Below are 19,144 nucleotides of genomic sequence, written 5' to 3'. Positions count from 1 at the left end.
ACGACAGCTGGCCGCTAAGCCACCAGGGACGTTAGTCCAAGCGCCACTACGCACAGCACCACCGTCGCAGCGGTCAGACCGTATACCGCGGTGCCCGACCTGCCGACGGCAAAGCGGCCCATCAGGTCCTCGTCGCGACCGATGCCGATCATTGCCAACAGCAGCGGGATCAGCAGCACCGCGTTGAGCACCTGAGTCGCGACCAGGATCGTCACCAGCGGGACGTGGGGGATCAGCACCACACCGGCGGCGAGCACAGTGACAAGACCAAAACTCAGGTAGAAGGTCTTGGCTTCGTCAAAGGGGTCATCGAGTGCGGCCTCGACGCCAACGTATTCGCACACCGAGTACGCCGTCGACAGCGGCAGTAGCGAGGCGGCCAACAGCGCCGCGCCGATCAGCCCCACCGCGAACAGCGTCGAAGCTGCATCGCCGGCCAGTGGTTGCAGAGCCACGGCCGCATCCGCGGCATCGGTGATGGAACGGCCGTCGCGGTGCAGTGTCGCCGCGCAGGCCACGACCACGAAGAAGCCGATCACACCGGTGAGCACCGCTCCGGTCACCACGTCGACGCGCTCCAGCGCCAGGTCCTCGGTGCGCAGCTTCTTGTCGACGGCATACGACTGGATGAACGACAGGCCCCACGGCGCGAGCGTGGTGCCGACGGTGGCGGTGACGATCGCGATCGTGTCGGTGTCCAGCGGCATGGTCGGCACAGCCAGGCCTTCGGCCGCGGCGCCCCAGTCCGGATGGGCGAGAAAACCGGACGCGACGTAGGCGAGGAAGACTGTCGACAACAGCAACAGCAGATGCTCCACCCGGTGAAAGCTGCCGCGCAGCACCAACAACGAGACGACGGCCGCAGCGGCGGGCACGCTCACATAGCGAGTGATGCCGAAGATCTCGAAACCCGCTGCGACTCCGGCGAATTCGGCGCAGGTCGTGCCGACATTCGCGACGACGAGTGTGGCGAGCACTGCACCGCCCAGCCGGACGCCGTAACGCTGCCGAACAAGGCCGATCAGGCCCTGGCCGGTTACCACGCCCATCCGGGCGGCCAGCCCGTGGAACAACACGAGCGCGACCGTGGACAACAGAAGCACCCAGAGCAGCTGGTAGCCGTGGTCAGCGCCGAGCACCGAGTACGTCGTGATGCCGGCGGGGTCGTCGTCGGACAATCCGGCGAGCAGGCCAGGGCCCACCACCGTCAGCAGCGCACCGACGGTCAGCCCCTTGCGCCTCACGTATTCGCTCCCCGCGGATTGTGGCGACGACGCGGCCACACATGCGAACGGAGCAGCCGACGTCCGCGCAGCCCCGGGGCATGCGCAAGGCGGGTACGCCAGTGTGCTGCATGTTCGGCGGGCATGGCGGCCACGATGTCGGCGGCCGCGGTGTCGGGCAACGCCCGCAGCACACGCTCGGCGGTTACGCGATGGCTGACGCGGACGACGTCGGCCGCGACGGCCGGTGCCTTGGCCGCCAGCACTTCGGTGGCCGATTCGGTGTCGAGTCGACTGATCAGGACCGCTAGGCCGCGCGCGTCGAGGTGATGCACGGCGGAGCGAGGCGTAGCCAGTTGCACGGCGTGACCGCGTTCGGAGGTGAGGTGTAAGTCGGTCCAGGCGACGGCGTCGGCGCGGGTACGGGAGGCGATTACGCTCAAGCCCAGCCGTCGCAACACCGCGCCGAAACCGACTTCGGCGCCGACGACTTCGAGTTGGCCATCGGCGGCGTGGGTGAGCACCACGTCGGCGACACGAGCCAGCCGCTGACCCGCGATGTCGACGACCTGAGTATCCAAAACGTCTCGCGCCAATAGGATTTCGTCGGGTTGGAGGGCTTCAGCGATCGATCGGATGATGAACGCGTCCGGATCCTGGGCAAGCGTGACGCTGCCGTGCCGATACGACCCCATCGCGGTCCACGGAACAAGCAAGTCGCGAGCCCCGCCGCGTCGCACCAGGATCCGGTCAACGAGCGTCGGACCGTTCTGCTCAGCAAGGCTGACGGTCAGGTCGACGAGGCGGCCAAGCGACTGCTCATCCGGACCGCGGACGTCCTGACCGACAATCCGACTGAGCAGCAGCACTTCAGCAGCATGCCTGATGCGCCCCCGGCGCGGCGCTCTTGCGAGCAACGAGGTCGCCAGGTCTTAAACCGAGGATGGCTGGACGTTTGTCGTCCTACTCTTTGAGGGGGTTTGAGGTCGACAGCAGCGGGGGTCGGATGAAGGGCATAGCGGCGTGCCCGACGTGTGGCACCGAGCCGCTGCAGAATGCGCGGTTCTGCCACGGCTGCGGCGCCCAGATGGGTGGGGCCGACAGGCGTGCGGAGTACAAGCAGGTCACCGTGCTCTTCGCCGACGTGGTGCACTCGATGAACATCGCGGCCGTCGTCGGCGCGGAGCGGCTGCGCGAGATCATGACCGAACTGGTCAGTCGAGCCATGGCGGTGGTCCAGCGCTATGGCGCGACCGTCGACCAGTTCACCGGCGACGGCATCATGGCGGTGTTCGGCGCGCCCCTCACGCTCGAGGATCACGCTTTCCGGGCATGCCTCGCGGCATTGGACATCCAGCACGAGGTCGAGGGCTTGGCCGCTGAGGTCGAGCGACGCGACGGGGTCGGTCTTCAACTGCGGATCGGCCTGAACTCAGGCCAGGTGATCGCCGGTGACTTCGGTTCGGCGGCAATCGGTTACACCGCCATCGGTCAGCAGGTAGGGATGGCGCAGCGGATGGAATCCATTGCGCCGCCCGGCGGCGTGATGCTGAGCGATTCGACCGCCCAACTCGTCGATCGGATAGCCGTGCTCGGTGAGCCGGAGATGGTATCGATCAAAGGCGCCGACACACCTGTGCTCGCGCACCGCCTTTTGGGCGTCGCTTCTGATCGTGAGCGGATGGGTATCGCGCAGTCGACCTTGGTGGGGCGCGAGCTGGAATTGCACACGCTGACTGGACTTCTGGACCGGTTGATCAGCGGCCGCGGCTCGGTAGTCGGTGTGGTCGGGCCGCCGGGAATCGGGAAAAGCCGGCTAGTTCGTGAAGTCGTGGGAATCGCCAGGAGCCGCGGGGTTTATGTGAATTCACACTATTGCGAGTCCCACACCGCCCAGATCCCGTTTCATGCAATGGCCGGCCTTTTTCGCGCCGCATGGATAGCGGGGCTGGACGATGCCACGGCGCGGGCGCTATTCCGAGCGAGAATTCCCGACGCCGATCCCGAGGATTTGCTACTGCTCGACGACCTAATGGGCATCGCCGATCCGGAGGTGCTTGCGCCCCGGATCGATCCGGACGCCAGACGGCGTCGGCTGACGGCGTTGATCAATACCGCAAATCACGCCCGTACCGAACCGGTTGTTTACGTGATCGAGGACGTCCACTGGATCGACGAAGTCAGTGAGTCGATGATGGCCGATGTGCTTGCCGTGATCGGCCAAACGCCGACGTTGGCCTTGATGACTTACCGCCCCGAGTATGAGGGAGCCCTGTCTCGCATGCACGGCGCGCAGACAATCGCCCTTGCCCCGCTTACTGATTCGGAAACAACGCAACTGACGCGGGAGCTGCTCGGCGCCGATCCATCCGTCGACGAGCTTGCCGCAAAGGTCGTCTCCGGCGTCCGTGGCAATCCATTCTTCGCAGAGGAAATGGTGCGGGAGCTCGCTCAGCGTGGAGTCCTCGACGGCGAGCGTGGCGGTTACATCTGTCAGGTGGACGGTGGTGATGTGACCGTTCCTGGCACCGTGCAGGCGACCATCGGCGCACGCATCGACCGGCTGGATCCCGCTGCAAAGCGAACGCTGGCTGCCGCGGCTGTGATCGGGTTGCGCTTTGGCACTGACCTTCTCACTGAGCTGGGAATTGAGCCCGTGGTTGACGAGCTGCTGCATGCCGAGCTGATCGATCAGGTCCGTTTTCATCCGACAGCGGAATACGCGTTCCACCATCCGCTGATCCGTGCAGTGGCATATGAGGCGCAATTGAAATACGATCGATCCGAGTGGCACCGGCGCCTGGCATCTGTAATTCAAAGCGGCGGAACAGATTCGGTCGACGAGAACGCCGCATTGATTGCAGAGCACTTGGACGCCGCCGGTGACCTTCGCGCCGCCTACGACTGGCACATGCGCGCCGCCGCGTGGTCTGCCCTGCGCGATGTCGCCGCCGCGTACGTCAGTTGGCGACGTGCGCGCGAGATCGCCGACTCGTTACCTTCCAATGATCCGGACCGCACCGCTCTGAGCATCGCCACCCGCACCATGATGTGTCTCAACTCCTTTCGTGTCGGTGTGACTACCGCCGACGCCGGCTTCGAGGAGTTGCGCGAATTGTGCCTGGCTGCGGGGGACAAAGCCTCGCTCGCAATCGCGATGGGTGGGCTGGCGGGCGAGCAGACAATTCATGCCCGGGTTCGTGAAGCATCGCGCACCGTTTCGGAGGCGCAGGCGATGGCCGAGGAGATCGGTGACCCGACCCTCGCGGTCGCGGTGTCAGCTGGATCGCTCACGGTGAAGATCGTGACGGGCGAGATGGCACAAGTGCACCAAGTGGCCCAGCGCGTCATCGACCTGGCGGAAGGTGATCCGACGAAGGGCAACTTCATTGGCTTGGGATCACCTTTAGCCCTGGCGCTGGCTTCAAAAGGTCTCGCTCGACTCTGGTTGGGGCAGGCGGGTGGGCGCGAGGATCTCGAAAAGGGCGGTGCAATGGCCGAAGGCACCGACCCGCTCTCGCGCTCGATAATCGTCTACTGGACATACGGCCTGACGACCGCTCATGGACTGCGCCTGGCCGATGACGGCGCGGTTCGCCAGATCACCGATGTGCTGCAGACAGCGGATCGAAGCGCTGATGATGTGGCGCTGGGCGCGGCGCGGGTAACAATGGCCCACGTACTTCTGCATCGGGATTCGGAGGCGGATCGCGAACGTGGACTGGAACTGCTTGACCAGGTCGGCGAGATGATCCGCCAGGGTCGGTATTACCTGAGCGAACTGCCAGTTGTCTTGATGTACAACGCCTATGAGAGAGCGAGGCGCGGAGACCGTGAGGAAGCGATAGCAGTACTACGGACTGCGGTCGATGATTCATTCAGTAGCGGTCAGCTGCCGCACTGCCTTCTCACCACCCGCGCGCTGGTGGAGATCCTCGTCGATCGCCGGGGCGACGGCGATGTGGCGGAAGCCGAAGCAGCGATCGAACGGTTGGAAGCCGCGCCAGCCGAGGACGGGTTGGCGCCGCGCGATGTCTGGCTGCTGCGGCTGCGGGCGCTGCTCGCTCGAGTCCACGGTGACGAGGCGGCCTACCGCGACCTCCGCGATCGGTATCAAGCCATGTCGAAATCGTTCGGCTTCGAGGGGCACGTGGCTTGGGCCGGGGCGATGCCGTAGCACCAAGAATTCGCCAAGGCCTTCGCGTGATCCTTCTTCGCATGAGAGAGAACCTGTACCGTCCGCAGCTTTGGCTCGTCGCGCTCGCCGCGTTGACCCTGGCTGGGTGCTCTTCGTCGGCCGGCTCGACCCATCCCGCATCCGACAGCCCAACCCCGGTAGCGGCACCGACGGTCACGGTTACCGCGACGCCCGCACCTGCACCGGCCCCCGTGACCGTGACGGTGGCGGCACCGGCACCCGCGCCGGCCCCTGCACCGGCGCCTGCGCCAGCACCGACGATCGTGGTGCAAGCAGCAGCGAATGGCCCGGCGTCGTTCCGCTCGCCGTCAGGCAACATCAACTGCAGCCTGTCCACCCCGGGCGGCAAGATCGCTGCCCGCTGCGAGGTGGTTCAACACACCTGGGTCGCTCCGCCACGAGAGCCGGAATGCCATCTGAACTGGGGCGACCGCTTCGAGCTCAGCGAGGGCAACAACGCCCTCTTCGCCTGCTACGGCCAAGAGTTCCCTCCGGTGAACGAGACCCTGGCATACGGCCAGACACGATCCTTTGGATCGATCACCTGTGACAGCGAGTTCACCGGAATGACTTGCACCGACACCAGCACGGGTCACTACTTCCGCATCTCGCGCGACGGTTGGGAACTCGGGTAGTCACCCCGTCCGTCGCCAGAAGGCCTGAAAACCGTTCCCGGCGTTGGTAGTTCGAATTGGCGACAGCTTGACGGGATCAGCCGCCTCGACTGGGCATCAATATCGGTGCAGCGTGCGCCGCTCATCCGAGCGCCGCTTCGATCCAGTTGGAGAACTCGCATGCGAGGTGCCATCGGTGCCCGGACACCATTCTGTCCAGCGTCGGCAGCGGGAACTCGACGGTCAGGCGAGCGTGGAATCCATCCGAGGTGTCTTGGAATTGGTGACGCACACCGCCGATCGCCGTGCCATTGGAAGCTCTGGCCACACCTGCGATTTGGTAGGGAAATCGCGGATCCGCCTGCGTCCTCAAAGACGAAACATCGTCGTAGTCGATGAAAAAGTGGGACGGCAGTGGACTGCCTCCGGTTGTCTCCAGAACTTCCTGTCGTCCATCGATTCGGGTTCGGATCACGAAGTGATCCGGGCACGCTCGCAGCATTGCTTCTTCGTCAGATGTATTGCTCCAACTCTCGAAGGCCTCGACGAATCGCTCGGCAGTGCCGTCGCCGATGCGGAGGTCCGTAACGCAGAGTCGCCGTCGCTTGCTCATCCCGGCTCCCACCCGCGCCACGTGTTCTGCCAATCGGGTGTCGTTCTTGAGGCGCGCACTGATTCCGTCGGGCCCGAGCGCAAGCTTTGCCTGCAGCAGCGCTTCGCGTCGCGTCGCGACGCCTTCGCCTTCAGGCACGCGCACGCCGAGCTTGCGGGCCGCTGCGCTGATTCGCCGATCCTCCCAGTCGAGGATCTGCTCGCGTGCGACGGTCTCGCCGTGTAGGTGAGCCGTGATCGAGGGAGTGGACACCGTGTTCCTAACGCTATAAAACTTGCGTTAGATACGCTAGGCTGTCTGTAGGCGCAAGTCAACGGAGGTGACGATGGTCACGCAGCGCCGGCTGGGTGGGCGCTCGGAACGGGTTCGTGTCAAAGTCCTCGATGCCGCGCTCGCGCAGCTTCTGAAGGAGGGTTACGACGGACTCAACGTGCGCGACGTCGCACGGGCGGCGGAGGTCGCCGAGACCACTGTCTATCGCCGCTGGCCGACGACACATGACCTCGCCGCCGCGGCGGTCGCGCACCTCACACACGCCGAGAACCCGATCCCGGATACCGGGACCCTCGAGGGTGACGTGCGGGCGCTGCTCTCGCAGATCTTCGTCCTGCTCCGACGGCCAGAGGTGGAGCGCATTCTGCGCACAGTTGCCGCCCTCGATAGTCGAAACAGCGGCGCGGTCGAGGCCCGTAAGAGCTTCTGGCGCAGCAGATTTGCGGGCTCTGCTGTCATCATCGGCAGGGCGGTTGAGCGCGGGGAGCTGCCCGCCGACACCGACCCCGGCGAGTTCGTCGAGTTCCTCGTAGCGCCTGCGTACCTGCGGGTGCTGCTGCTGGATCGCCCGATCGACGATCAGCTACTCGAACAGTCGGTGGGGTTGACCATGGCGGCCTTCGCCGGTCACCCCGTCGGTCGCCAGAAGCCTTGAAAACCCTGCCCGGCGTTGGTGGTTCGAATCGGCGACAGCTTGACGGGATCACCTGCCTCGATCATCGTGCCGTTGCCGACAATCATCGCGACGTGGCCATCCCACACCGCCAGGTCACCCGGCCGCAACGAACCCGCACTCACGGCCGCGCCGACGTCCTGCTCCTGGGCCAGCCGCGGAAGTTCCAGTCCCGCTTCGTGATACGCCCACTGCGTCAACCCGCTACAATCCAGGCCGACGCCCGGCGCGGTGCCGCCCCACTGGTACGGCACGCCGAGTTGGGTCAGCGCGTACCGAACCGCGCTGGCGGCCAAGGCATTCGGCGCCATCGCCGTGCTGCCATCGGGCAGTCGGATTGCGAAGCCATCTCCGAATGCCGCGGCATCCGGTAACGGCGTGTCAGATCCCGAGAACTTCGCGAGGTCGCCTAGGTCGCCCGAACTCGGCATGCCGCCCAACCCGGACAGCGGGCTGACCGGCGCACCCCCGCCCGAGCCGGAGCCCATCGGCATCGACGGCATCGGCGCAGACCCCATGCCGGCTGGCGTCGTCGCGGCAGGTGTGGACGTCGGCGACGGAGCGGCCAGCGCGGCGGCGTGCCCGTCCAACTCGGCCCGAAGCTCCTCGACCACCGCGACGGCCTCTTCGAGCGACCGGCGCGCCTCGGCCATCAGCCCCTCGACGCCGCCCGGTGAATCCAGATACGGCTCGAGCGCGGCAGCGCGAGCCTCGAACTCCTCGACGATGGTTTGTAACCGGTCTCGCGCCCGTTCGACCGCCGCACCCGCTTGATCGGCCATAGTGCCGAGACGGGCGGCGCGCATGGACAGCGCGTCCACGGCCGCGACCGTCGCGGCCGCGAACTCCGCCGCGGCGTCGGCCCCGGTGCCGGACCACCCCACCTCCGACTGCCGCCACGCGCGACGGACAGCCGCCGAGACGTCGGTCAGCGCGTCGCGCGCGCCCATCAGCGTGCCCGCTGGGTCGCCCGACCACCCGGGACCGACCAGAGCCTGCACCTCACGGATCGGCGCCGCCAGCGCCGCGACCAGGGCACTCGGCATCAGTACACCCCGGACACCCGGATCCCGGTGCGCTCGTCGGCATTCTCGTACGCGGCCGCCGATGCGCTCGCCGTGTGTCCTCCGGCCTCCAGGCGGTCGGCCAGCGCCGTGACCGCGCGCGCCGCGTCAGCGGTGGCCTCGGCGAGTGCTGCTACAAAGCGGGCGCCGACGGGGCCCAGCGTCGCCGTGGCCGCCGGAATCGACGACATGGTGGTCGCAACTTTCGCGAGATCTGCCGCGTGCGCCGAGTTGGCGGCGCCGAGGGCGCGGACGGCATCGGTATCGGCGAACATGGGTGTTAGGACGGCCGCGGCGACCGTTCGGTTCCACTAGGGTCGGCCCATGGATGTGCGCGTCGTCGACCACCCACTGGCCGCCGCACGGCTGACCACCCTGCGAGATGAGCGCACCGACAACGCGGCGTTCCGTGCCGCGCTGCGCGATCTGACGCTGATGTTGGTGTACGAGGCGACGCGCGACATCGCCTGCGAAACCATCCCCGTGCGAACACCGCTGGCGGAGACCACCGGCTGCCGGTTGGCCAACCCGCCCCTGTTGGTGCCGGTGCTGCGCGCCGGGCTGGGCATGGTCGATCAGGCCCACGCGTTGATTCCGGAGGCCCGCGTCGGTTTCGTCGGAGTAGCCCGCGACGAGGAAACCCACGAGCCAACACCGTATTTGGAGTCGCTGCCCGACGACCTGAGCGCACAGCCGGTGATGGTGCTCGACCCGATGCTGGCGACCGGCGGCTCGATGGCGCACACGATCGGTTTGTTGCATTCCCGCAACGCCGCAGACATCACGGCCATTTGTGTCGTCTGTGCACCCGAAGGCATTGCGGCGCTGGAGAAGGTCGCACCGGACCTGCGGCTCTTCACCGCCACCATCGACGATCAGCTCAACGACATCGCCTACATCGTGCCGGGTCTCGGTGACGCCGGCGACCGGCAGTTCGGCCCGCGTTAGAACTGCTGGGCGACGGACACCAGCTCGTCCCGGATCGCCCGTGCCTTCGTGCGCGTCTCCTCGAGGTTATTCGCGTGGGCGCAGCGAACCTCTATGTAGGACTTGACCTTTGGCTCGGTGCCGGACGGCCGGACGACCATACGGACCCAGACTTCGTCATCGCCACCGAAGAAGACCAGCGCGTCGGTTCGCAGGTCTCCCGGCTCATGCAGCAGATCCGTCGCCGCTACCTCGAACCCGGCCAACCGATCTGGCGGTGTCGCACGCAGCCTGGCCATCACCGCTTCGGCCTCGTCGACGTCGGCGACTCGCCGCGATACCGCAGTGGTGGTGTGCACCCCATGGCGACGGGCGAGCTCATCGAGGGCGTCGAGCATCGTCCGGCCCTGATCCCGCAGTGCCGCAACGAGATCGCAGATCAACACCATTGTGCTGATGCCGTCCTTGTCGCGGACCGCGCCTGGGTCGACGCAGTGGCCGATCGCCTCTTCATAGGCGTAGACCAGTGTGCAACCTGGTCGGCCGACATCGGCCCTCGACAACCACTTGAATCCGGTCGGTGTCTCGATCTGCCTGGCGCCGTGGTCCTTGGCGATAGTGGCCAGCATCCGCGAAGACACCACCGAGCTGGCCACCGCGATGGCTTCGGTGACCGGGCCGGGATCGATCTGCGAAAGGATGTAATCGCCCAGCAGCCAACCGGTTTCGTCGCCCGTGAGCATGCGCCAACCCTGCGGGGTCGGCACGCCCACCGCGCACCGGTCGGCGTCGGGATCGAGCGCGATGGCGACGTCGGCGTTTACCTCGCCGGCCAGCTTCAGCAGCTCGTCGACCGCGCCTGGCTCTTCCGGGTTGGGGAAGTCCACGGTCGGAAAGTCGGGATCAGGCGCGAATTGGCTTTCGACGACGTGGATGTCGCTGAGCCCGGCGCGCACCAAGGCGTCCATTGCGAACTCACCGCCGACGCCGTGCAACGGCGTCAACGCCACGCGCACCGACCCGTGTGTGTGCCGGACGTGCGCCGCGCGGTCGATGTAGTGCTGAACCGCGTCCACACCTGATGGCGTGACGTCCCGACGCGCAATCTCGTCCGCGTGCGGCGCTTCCGCGACGGCCCGTTCGATCTCCTCGTCGATGGGCGGCACGATCGGAAAACCGCCGTCGAAGTAAACCTTGTAGCCGTTGTCGGAGGGCGGGTTGTGCGAGGCGGTGATCTGGATGCCCGCGGCCGCGCGGTTGTGACGTACGGCGAACGCCACCACAGGAGTCGGCACTGCCACGAACATCAAGGTCACTGCAAAGCCTTCGGCAGCAAGGACTTCCGCAGCAGCCAGGGCGAAGTCCTCGGAGCCGTGGCGGGCATCGCGTCCGACCACCACCGGCTTTCCCGCCATGCCGTGCGCCTTGAGCACCTTGGCGACCGCCCACGTCGTCCGAAGAACGACCGCCAGGTTCATTCCGCTGGGCCCACCCCGCAAAGGACCCCGCAAGCCCGCGGTTCCGAATGTCAGCGACTGCGCGAAGCGCTCCTCGAGTTCGTCCTCGCTGAGCGCCGCTAGCTCGGCCGCGGTCTTCGGATCGGGGTCGTGCGAGATCCACTCCTGCGCGACCGACGGCGGCGCCATACTCGCCTGGCGCGGCGAAGAAGTCATACGGCTAGTGTGCCCGCTTTCGCGTCGGCGTAAGCGAGCTTGCGAAGCACCGGGGCGACGAGCATCAGCAGGTCGAATTCCAACGGTGTGAGGTTGTCGCGCATGGTCGCGTTCAACCACGCATCCCGTTCGGCGCGGTCGGCTTCCAGCAGCGCGGTCCCGGCGTCGGTGAGCTCGATGAGCTGCCGTCGCCGATCCGCTTCGTCGGGGCGGCGCACGATGAGGTCACGGCTAACCAGTTCGTTGATGCTGTCGGTCAGTGACTGCACCCGGACGTGCAACCGGCTCGCGAGCTCGGCAGGTGTGGTGACGCCGGTGCGGCTGACCTCGCCGATCAGCTCCATCTGGCTCAGCGTCAGGCCGTGGTCGGGGCGGTGCCTGCGCATCTGCCGCGTCACCGCCATCATCGATTCCCGCAGTTCGGTGGCCGGGGAGTCCACACGCGTCATAACCAAGGTATACCTTGGCAAAGCCTGTGTGTCACGCCTATCACTGCATGTTGCAGGCGGCCGAATAGCAAGGGCATACTTGTAATCGATATGGCGTGGATGCGACGGACGCTCAGGTGGGCCTTACTGATAGCGGTGACGGTCGCGGTCACCGTCCCCCTCACTCGCGTCGGAGTGCCCTCGGCAGCGCTGTTCGCCGCACTGGTCGTCGGCATCGTGCTGGCGCTGACCTCACTGGCGCCCGCCCGGATACCGCGCCCCGGTGGCGTCGCGGCGCAAGGCGTGTTGGGCGTCTACATCGGGACGATGGTCCACGAAGACGCTGTCGGCGCACTGGGCAATGACTGGCCGATCGTTGTGGCGATCGCCGTCGCCACCCTCTTGCTCAGCGTCGTCGCGGGCGCACTGCTCGGGTTGCACCGTGACGTCACGCCGCTGACCGGATCGCTGGCGCTCGTGGCAGGCGGCGCATCAGGTTTGGTGGCCATCGCCCGCGAACTGGGCGGCGACGACCGCGTCGTGTCCGTCGTGCAATATCTGCGCGTCGGCCTGGTGACCGCGTCGATGCCGGTGGTGGTGACGTTGATCTATCACGCCGACAAGTCGCACGGCGCCGCGCCCGTCGCTGAAACAGATTCAGCCCCTTGGTATTTGAGCGTCGCAATGCTCGTAGGTCTGGTGCTCGTCGGCGCCGCGGTCGGCAAGCTGGTCCGGCTCCCTGGCGCGGGGCTGCTTGGCCCGATGGCGCTGACGGTCGCCTTGGAGGTCACCGGCCTGTCGTTCGGGTTGGCCGTGCCGATGGTGTTGGTTCAGGCCGGCTACATGGTGATCGGCTGGCAGGCCGGGCTGGCGTTCACCAGAGAATCGCTGCGCGCCATCGGCCGCATGCTGCCCGCCGCGATCGGTCTGATCGTCGCGCTCGGCGTCGCGACGGCCGGCCTCGGTGTGTTGCTGGCACACTTCACCGGGCTGACGCCGTTGGAGGGCTACCTCGCCACCAGTCCAGGCGGGGTCTACGCGGTGCTCGCCACCGCCGTCGAGACCGGGTCCAACGTCACGTTCATCATCGCCGCGCAGGTGGTGCGCATCCTTCTGATGCTGTTCGCCGCACCGCTGATGGCGCGCACCGTGGTGTGGATCAGCAAGCGATTCGGCCGTCAGAGCCGCGCGATCACCGAGCCGAGCAGAGAGCCCATCCGCGTCGCGGATTGACGGCCCGCCTCGAGAACTTCCTCGTGGCTCAGCGGCTGTCCCGTCATCCCCGCCGCCAGATTCGTCACCAGGGATATCGCCAGCACCTGCGCACCGGCGGCGCGCGCCGCAATGGTCTCGTGCACGGTCGACATCCCGACCAGGTCCGCGCCAAGCGTGCGCAGCATCCGGATCTCGGCGGGCGTCTCGTAATGCGGTCCCGGCAGCGCGGCGTAGACGCCCTCGGCCAGGGCCGGATCGATTTCCCGGGCGAGTCTCCGCAGCCGCGACGAGTAGGCGTCGGTCAGGTCGACGAACTGCGCTCCGACCAGGGGAGACCTGGCGGTGAGGTTGAGGTGGTCGCTGATCAGCACGGGTTGGCCGACGGTGTAGTCGGCGCGCAGTCCGCCGGCTGCGTTGGTCAGCAGGACGGTGCGCGCCCCGGCGGCGCAGGCCGTCCGCACGGGGTGCACGACATGGCGCAACTCATGGCCTTCGTAGGCGTGAATGCGGCCGACGAACACCACGACCCGGTGCGGGCCGACATGCAGCGACAACACCTCCCCGCGATGACCCGCGGCCGTCGGCGCGACGAACCCCGGCAACTCGGCCATCGGCACCACCGCCACCGGGTCGCCCAGCTGCGCCACGGCGGGCGCCCAGCCCGAACCGAGGATGACGGCGACGTCGTGCGCGTCGACGCCGGTGCGCTCGCGGATGGCGCTCGCCGCTTCTTGCGCCACCGCTGCCGGGCTTGTCACGGTTTGCGAGCTTAGCCGTCGGCCAGCTAGTCGTCGGGACAGTGAGATACTGCTGAGATGCCCACCGCCACCGCGTCGATAAGCGTCGAAGACGCCGTCAACCGACGCAGCGGTGATCTGGTGGAACTGTCGCACTCGATCCATGCCGAGCCCGAACTCGCCTTCGCCGAACACCGCAGCTGCGCCAAGACCCAGGCCTTGGTGGCCGAGCGCGGGTTTCAGATCACCGCATCGGCAGGCGGCCTGGACACAGCGTTTCGCGCCGACTACGGCAGCGGTCCGCTTGTCGTCGGCATCTGCGCCGAGTACGACGCGCTGCCGGGCATCGGACATGCCTGCGGGCACAACATCATCGCCGCCTCGGCGGTCGGCACGGCGCTGGCATTGGCGGAGGTGGCCGACGAGCTGGGCCTGACCGTGGCGCTGATCGGTACGCCCGCCGAAGAGGCCGGCGGCGGAAAAGCGTTGCTGCTCAAGGCGGGAACGTTCGACGACATCGCGGCGACGGTGATGCTGCATCCCGGTCCCATCGACATCGCGGCCGCACGCTCGTTGGCGCTGTCGGAGGTGACGGTGCGGTACAGCGGTAAGGAGTCGCATGCGGCCGTCGCGCCGTATCTCGGCGTCAACGCCGCCGACGCGGTCACGGTCGCGCAGGTGGCCATCGGTCTGCTGCGACAGCACCTGGTGCCGGGTCAAATGGTGCACGGCATCGTCACCGAAGGCGGGCAGGCCACCAACGTCATTCCGGCGCGGGCCGAGCTGCGCTACACGATGCGTGCCGTGAACTCCGAGTCGCTGCACGATCTCGAGGACAAGATGGCCGGCTGCTTCGCCGCTGGATCCGTCGGCACCGGCTGCACGCACACCGTGACCGAGACCGCGCCCGCATATGCCGAGCTGGCGCCCGACCCGTGGCTGTCGTCGGTGTTCCGCGAAGAGATGGTGCGGCTGGGCCGCAACCCGGTGGCCATCGATCTCGAAGCCGCGTTGCCGCTGGGCAGCACCGACATGGGCAACGTCACGCAGGTGATGCCGGGCATCCACCCGATCGTCGGCGTCGAGGCGGGTGGCGCGTCGATTCACCAGCCGGCATTCACCGCGGCGGCGGCGAGCCCCAGCGCCGACAAGGCCGTCGTCGAAGGCGCGATCATGCTCGCCCGCACCGTCGTCAGCCTGGCCGAAACACCGGCTGAGCGGGAGCGGGTGCTGGCACTGCAGGCGAGGCGGGCGTCATGAGCCTCGTTGACGCCACCGAACTGTGGCTGGACACCCACTACGACGACATGGTCGCCTGGCGCAGGCACATCCACGCGCATCCGGAGCTGGGCCGACAGGAGTTCGCCACCACGCAGTTTGTCGCCTCGCATCTGGCCGATGCGGGTCTCAATCCGAAGGTGCTGCCCGGTGGAACGGGGCTGACCTGCGACTTCGGGCCCGAGCACGGGCCGCGGATCGCACTGCGCGCCGATATGGACGCGCTGCCGATGGCCGAGCGCACGGGTGCGCCGTACGCGTCGGTGGTGCCCAACGTCGCGCACGCCTGCGGCCACGACGCGCACACCGCGGTGCTGCTCGGCGCTGCGCTGGCGCTGGCGTCGGTGCCCGAACTGCCGGTCGGCGTGCGGCTGATCTTCCAGGCGGCCGAGGAGTTGATGCCTGGCGGCGCGATCGACGCGATCGCGGCCGGGGCGCTGACCGGGGTGTCACGCATCTTCGCGCTGCATTGCGACCCGCGGCTGGCCGTCGGGAAGGTCGCGTTGCGGCCGGGGCCGATCACGTCGGCCGCCGACCAGCTCGAGGTGACGCTGCAGTCGCACGGCGGGCACACGTCGCGCCCGCACCTGACCGGTGACTTGGTGTACGGGCTCGGCACGCTGATCACCGGAGTGCCCGGAATCTTGTCGCGCCGCATCGACCCGCGAAACAGCACGGTGATGGTGTGGGGCGCGGTGAATGCGGGGGTGGCCGCGAACGCGATCCCGCAGACCGGCACGCTGGCCGGCACCATCCGCACGGCCAGCCGCGACACCTGGGATTCGCTGGAATCGATTGTGCGCGAGATCGTTTCGTCGCTGATGCAGCCGCTGGGCATCGAGCACAGCCTGCTGTACCGCCGGGGTGTGCCGCCGGTGGTCAACGAAGAGATCTCGACGCGCATCCTGATGCATGCGGTCGAGGCGATCGGCCCCGACGTGCTGTGCGACACCCGTCAGTCCGGCGGCGGCGAAGACTTCTCCTGGTATCTCGAGGAGGTGCCCGGCGCGATGGCACGCCTCGGTGTGTGGTCGGGCCGCGGCCCGCAGCTCGACTTGCACCAGCCAACGTTCGACTTGGATGAGCGGTCGCTGGCAGTCGGGGTTCGCGTGCTGGTCAACATCATCGACCAAGCCGCCCAGTTCTAACCCGCCTTCTCGCGAGCGACCGTGTCTGTACGTCGACACACCGTGATCCGTTGGCATTTTGCGGTCGCTCGGCGGTAGTTATCCACAGCTAGCGTGGTATCTGCTGCCTCGGTGCGGTTGGGGCCGTGACGATCTAAGTCATGCCACCGGAGCTCGACGCGTTGTTCGATCGCCAGCATGGAGTCGCGAGCAGCGGCCAGATCCTGAACTACACAACACGTCGCGGCTTCGAGGCGATGGTGAATTCCGGTGTGCTGGAACGGATATGGCAGGGAATCTACTGCCGTGGCGAGCCGGACGACCTAACACGGTTGCGTGGTCTGAATCATGCCTGCGGTACCGCTGTCCCGGTTTGCCTTGGTACGGCGGCAGCACTTCACGGGTTCGACACGGAGCAGCCTGCCGATCTCCATGTACTCAGTCCGACAGGCTCTCGGCTGCGCTCGGCAGACGGGCTCGTCGTGCACCGCCGCGACGGCGCACCGCTGGTCAAGGTGAGCGAGCGTCTCGCCACATCGCCTGCATGGACGGCGGTCGAAGTCGCTCGCAGCCTTCGCCGGCCCCGTGCCCTGGCGACGTTGGATGCTGCTTTACGTAGCGGGTCGTGCCAACACGTCGATTTGACGCGGGCTGCTGCCGAACAAGCGGGACGGCGGGGCATAGTCGCCGTTCGCGAGTTGATCCCGCTGGCCGACGGGCGAGCTGAGTCGCCGATGGAAAGCGAGGCGAGGTTGGCCATGATCGACGGCGGCCTGCCGATGCCTGAGCTGCAATACGAGATCATCGACGGGAATGGCGAACTGCGCCGCGTTGATTTCGCCTGGCCAGAGGAACGCGTCGCGGTGGAATACGACGGCGAAGACTGGCACAGCGGCGCTGAAGCCATGCGACGCGATCGCAGACGACAAGCAGCCCTGCAGGACGTGCGATGGACTGTCATACCAATCGTGTTCGAGGACGTCAGATACCGGACGTGGGACTTTGTTAACCGCATCGACCGACAACTTCGCCGCGTTCGCGCCGCGTGAGCGACCGCAAAATGCCAACAAACAGCGGCGTGTCGCGTACAGACACGGTCGGTCGCGGGAAAGGGGAGTTACGAGGTGCCGGGGCCGATGTTGCGTGCTGGGCGGGTGCGCAGGTCGTGGACGTATTCCGCTGGCGCACCGGCGATTTCGGCGGCGTCGGCCATCACGCCGAGGTAGCGCGCCGACGGTATGCCGCCCTCCCACGCGTCGACGACATACAGCCACGCGAGCACCGGATCGGTAGTGGTGTCGGACGACGTGCGCTCGACCCGACATCGGATCTTCTTGTGGATGCCGAGTTCTGAACCTTCCCAGCGGTCCAGGTTCTCCTCGTCTTCGCGCGTCATGTCGTAGAGCACGACGAAGACCTTCGAATCCGGGTCCTGCACGACGGTGGCCAGTGCGCCGTCCCAACCGATGTCCTCGCCGCCGAACGTCAACCGCCAGCCGTGCAGCCACCCGGTTCCCGCCATCGGGGAATGGGGAGCGCGCTCCAGCATCTGCTCCGGATGCATGTTCGATCCGTACGCGGCGTATAGCGGCACGGGGAAAGCCTAGAGGTTCGCTCACTGGCTGCGCGATCAACGGCACGCTTGGCTAGGTTTAGGCCGTGGCTACCCGCATCGTGATCATCGGCGGCGGGCCCGCCGGCTATGAGGCGGCGCTCGTCGCGGCCGCGAGGGGACGACAGGTGGCTGAGGTCACCGTCGTGGACTCCGACGGCATCGGCGGCGCCTGCGTGCTCTGGGACTGCGTGCCCTCGAAGACGTTGATCGCATCGACCGGAGTGCGCACCGAACTGCGCCGCGCGTCACCGCTGGGGTTCGACATCGCGATCGAGGACGCCAAGATCTCGCTGGACCAGATCCACAACCGAGTGAAGACCCTGGCCAAGTCGCAGTCGACCGATATCGGCCATCAGCTGCTGCGCGCGGGCGTCAATGTGGTGCAGGGACATGGCGAACTGGTCGACGACTCCTCGGGCCTGGCTCAGCACCGGGTGAAGGTCACGACCGTCGACGGCAGGGTCGCGACGCTGAAGGCCGACGTCGTGCTGATCGCCACCGGCGCCAGCCCCCGCGTGCTGCCCAACGCCGTGCCCGACGGCGAACGAATTCTGAACTGGCGCCAGCTCTACGACCTTCACGAGCTGCCCAAGCACCTCATCATCGTCGGCTCCGGCGTCACCGGCGCCGAGTTCTGTAACGCCTACACCGAACTCGGCGTCCCCGTGACGGTGGTGGCCAGCCGCGACCAGATCCTGCCGCACGAGGACTCCGACGCGGCCGCGGTGCTGGAAGAGGCGTTCGCCGAACGCGGCGTCCGGTTGGTGAAGAACGCGCGAGCGGAATCGGTGACCCGGACAGAAGACGGCGTGCTCGTGACGATGGCCGACGGGCGAACCGTCGAGGGCAGCCACGCGCTGATGACCGTCGGTTCGGTGCCCAACACCTCGCGGCTGGGTCTGGAGAACGTCGGCATCGAACTGGGGCCGGGCAACTACCTGACCGTCGACCGCGTCTCGCGGACCTCCGCGGCGGGCATCTATGCGGCAGGCGACTGCACCGGGCTGCTGCCACTGGCGTCGGTGGCGGCCATGCAGGGCCGCATCGCGATGTATCACGCGCTAGGCGAGGCGGTCAGCCCGATCCGGCTGCGGACGGTGGCGGCTGCGGTGTTCACCAGGCCGGAGATCGCCGCCGTCGGCGTGCCGCAGTCCCGGATCGACGACGGCACGGTGGCCGCCCGCACGCTGATGCTGCCGCTGAACACCAACGCCAGAGCGAAGATGTCCCTGCTGCGGCTGGGTTTTGTGAAGATCTTCTGCCGGCCGGCGACGGGTGTGGTGATCGGCGGCGTTGTGGTCGCACCGATCGCCTCTGAGCTGATCCTGCCGATCGCGCTGTCGGTGCAGAACAACCTCACGGTCACCGACCTTGCGCAGACGCTTTCGGTGTATCCCTCGCTGTCCGGCTCGATCGTCGAGGCGGCGCGACGGTTGATGGCGCACGACGATCTGGACTGATCGCCAGTAACCTGTGAATGGAAACG

18 protein-coding genes are annotated in these 19,144 nt (G+C 67.1%); 9 read left to right on the top strand and 9 right to left on the bottom strand.

The features are described 5' to 3' along the window. Positions 1-14: 14 nt before the first annotated feature. Both GGC64_RS07810 and GGC64_RS07805 read right to left on the bottom strand, forming a co-directional pair. Complete coding sequence (locus tag GGC64_RS07810; protein WP_192721822.1) at positions 15-1,244, bottom strand: divalent metal cation transporter; 1,230 nt, start codon at positions 1,242-1,244, stop codon at positions 15-17. Continuing rightward, positions 1,241-2,092: a PRC-barrel domain-containing protein gene (locus tag GGC64_RS07805; protein ID WP_192721821.1), complete on the bottom strand. Its 852-nt coding sequence runs from the start codon at positions 2,090-2,092 to the stop codon at positions 1,241-1,243. Before GGC64_RS07805 ends, GGC64_RS07810 begins: the two co-directional genes overlap by 4 nt. A 137-nt stretch (positions 2,093-2,229) precedes the next feature. Here GGC64_RS07805 and GGC64_RS07800 point away from each other — a divergent pair, with 137 nt between their 5' ends. Together GGC64_RS07800 and GGC64_RS07795 are read left to right on the top strand one after the other, a co-directional pair. Then, positions 2,230-5,400 (top strand): AAA family ATPase, encoded by a 3,171-nt coding sequence (locus GGC64_RS07800; RefSeq protein ID WP_192721820.1) that lies wholly within the window; start codon positions 2,230-2,232, stop codon positions 5,398-5,400. 41 nt (positions 5,401-5,441) lie between these two features. After that, the gene (locus GGC64_RS07795; protein ID WP_192721819.1) at positions 5,442-6,056 is read left to right on the top strand and encodes a DUF6636 domain-containing protein; all 615 of its coding nucleotides are present in this window, start codon (positions 5,442-5,444) and stop codon (positions 6,054-6,056) included. Positions 6,057-6,177: 121 nt separating this feature from the next. On the opposite strand, the gene GGC64_RS07790 is transcribed toward GGC64_RS07795, so the two are convergent. Beyond that, a complete protein-coding gene (locus GGC64_RS07790; protein WP_192721818.1) occupies positions 6,178-6,900 on the bottom strand; it encodes a hypothetical protein in 723 nt (240 codons plus the stop codon). A gap of 73 nt (positions 6,901-6,973) precedes the next feature. Between GGC64_RS07790 and GGC64_RS07785 the strand changes: the two genes are divergently transcribed. Next, positions 6,974-7,576: a TetR/AcrR family transcriptional regulator gene (locus GGC64_RS07785; RefSeq protein ID WP_192721817.1), complete on the top strand. Its 603-nt coding sequence runs from the start codon at positions 6,974-6,976 to the stop codon at positions 7,574-7,576. Here GGC64_RS07785 and GGC64_RS07780 read toward each other — a convergent pair. Together GGC64_RS07780 and GGC64_RS07775 are read right to left on the bottom strand one after the other, a co-directional pair. After that, entirely contained in the window at positions 7,549-8,640 is a 1,092-nt protein-coding gene (locus GGC64_RS07780) for a C40 family peptidase (RefSeq protein WP_192721816.1), read from the bottom strand. The two genes, GGC64_RS07785 and GGC64_RS07780, sit on opposite strands and share 28 nt — an antisense overlap. Continuing rightward, positions 8,640-8,933, bottom strand: coding sequence for a type VII secretion target (locus GGC64_RS07775; protein ID WP_192721815.1), 294 nt, complete (start codon positions 8,931-8,933; stop codon positions 8,640-8,642). The genes GGC64_RS07780 and GGC64_RS07775 overlap by 1 nt, the downstream gene beginning before the upstream one ends. 49 nt (positions 8,934-8,982) lie before the next feature. On the opposite strand from GGC64_RS07775, the gene upp reads away from it, so the two are divergent. Continuing rightward, positions 8,983-9,606 carry a uracil phosphoribosyltransferase gene (upp, locus tag GGC64_RS07770; RefSeq protein ID WP_192721814.1) on the top strand — a complete coding sequence of 208 codons (624 nt, stop codon included), beginning with the start codon at positions 8,983-8,985 and terminating at the stop codon, positions 9,604-9,606. Here upp and GGC64_RS07765 read toward each other — a convergent pair. Beyond that, positions 9,603-11,258, bottom strand: a complete 1,656-nt coding sequence (locus GGC64_RS07765; RefSeq protein WP_192721813.1) for a phospho-sugar mutase — start codon at positions 11,256-11,258, stop codon at positions 9,603-9,605. The genes upp and GGC64_RS07765 overlap by 4 nt on opposite strands. Further along, entirely contained in the window at positions 11,255-11,707 is a 453-nt protein-coding gene (locus tag GGC64_RS07760; protein WP_192721812.1) for a MarR family winged helix-turn-helix transcriptional regulator, read from the bottom strand. Before GGC64_RS07760 ends, GGC64_RS07765 begins: the two co-directional genes overlap by 4 nt. 99 nt (positions 11,708-11,806) lie before the next feature. Between GGC64_RS07760 and GGC64_RS07755 the strand changes: the two genes are divergently transcribed. Next, positions 11,807-12,919, top strand: coding sequence for an AbrB family transcriptional regulator (locus tag GGC64_RS07755; protein WP_192721811.1), 1,113 nt, complete (start codon positions 11,807-11,809; stop codon positions 12,917-12,919). Here the strand turns inward: GGC64_RS07755 and GGC64_RS07750 are convergent. Further along, on the bottom strand, positions 12,865-13,659 hold the full coding sequence (locus tag GGC64_RS07750) for a purine-nucleoside phosphorylase (RefSeq protein WP_192721810.1): 795 nt from the start codon (positions 13,657-13,659) through the stop codon (positions 12,865-12,867). The two genes, GGC64_RS07755 and GGC64_RS07750, sit on opposite strands and share 55 nt — an antisense overlap. A gap of 57 nt (positions 13,660-13,716) precedes the next feature. On the opposite strand from GGC64_RS07750, the gene GGC64_RS07745 reads away from it, so the two are divergent. From GGC64_RS07745 to GGC64_RS07735, 3 genes are all read left to right on the top strand, one after another. Beyond that, the gene (locus GGC64_RS07745; RefSeq protein WP_192721809.1) at positions 13,717-14,898 is read left to right on the top strand and encodes a M20 family metallopeptidase; all 1,182 of its coding nucleotides are present in this window, start codon (positions 13,717-13,719) and stop codon (positions 14,896-14,898) included. After that, entirely contained in the window at positions 14,895-16,064 is a 1,170-nt protein-coding gene (locus GGC64_RS07740; protein WP_192721808.1) for an amidohydrolase, read from the top strand. The genes GGC64_RS07745 and GGC64_RS07740 overlap by 4 nt, the downstream gene beginning before the upstream one ends. 140 nt (positions 16,065-16,204) lie before the next feature. Then, complete coding sequence (locus GGC64_RS07735; RefSeq protein ID WP_192721807.1) at positions 16,205-17,092, top strand: hypothetical protein; 888 nt, start codon at positions 16,205-16,207, stop codon at positions 17,090-17,092. A 68-nt stretch (positions 17,093-17,160) separates the two neighbouring features. On the opposite strand, the gene GGC64_RS07730 is transcribed toward GGC64_RS07735, so the two are convergent. After that, positions 17,161-17,637 carry a gamma-glutamylcyclotransferase gene (locus tag GGC64_RS07730; RefSeq protein WP_192721806.1) on the bottom strand — a complete coding sequence of 159 codons (477 nt, stop codon included), beginning with the start codon at positions 17,635-17,637 and terminating at the stop codon, positions 17,161-17,163. Positions 17,638-17,702: 65 nt separating this feature from the next. Here GGC64_RS07730 and GGC64_RS07725 point away from each other — a divergent pair, with 65 nt between their 5' ends. Beyond that, positions 17,703-19,118, top strand: coding sequence for an NAD(P)H-quinone dehydrogenase (locus GGC64_RS07725; protein WP_192721805.1), 1,416 nt, complete (start codon positions 17,703-17,705; stop codon positions 19,116-19,118). Positions 19,119-19,144 lie beyond the last annotated feature (26 nt).

This window comes from Mycobacterium sp. OAS707, from assembly GCF_014873705.1.
GTDB lineage: Bacteria > Actinomycetota > Actinomycetes > Mycobacteriales > Mycobacteriaceae > Mycobacterium.
This window is presented reverse-complemented; position numbering and strand designations above follow the sequence as displayed.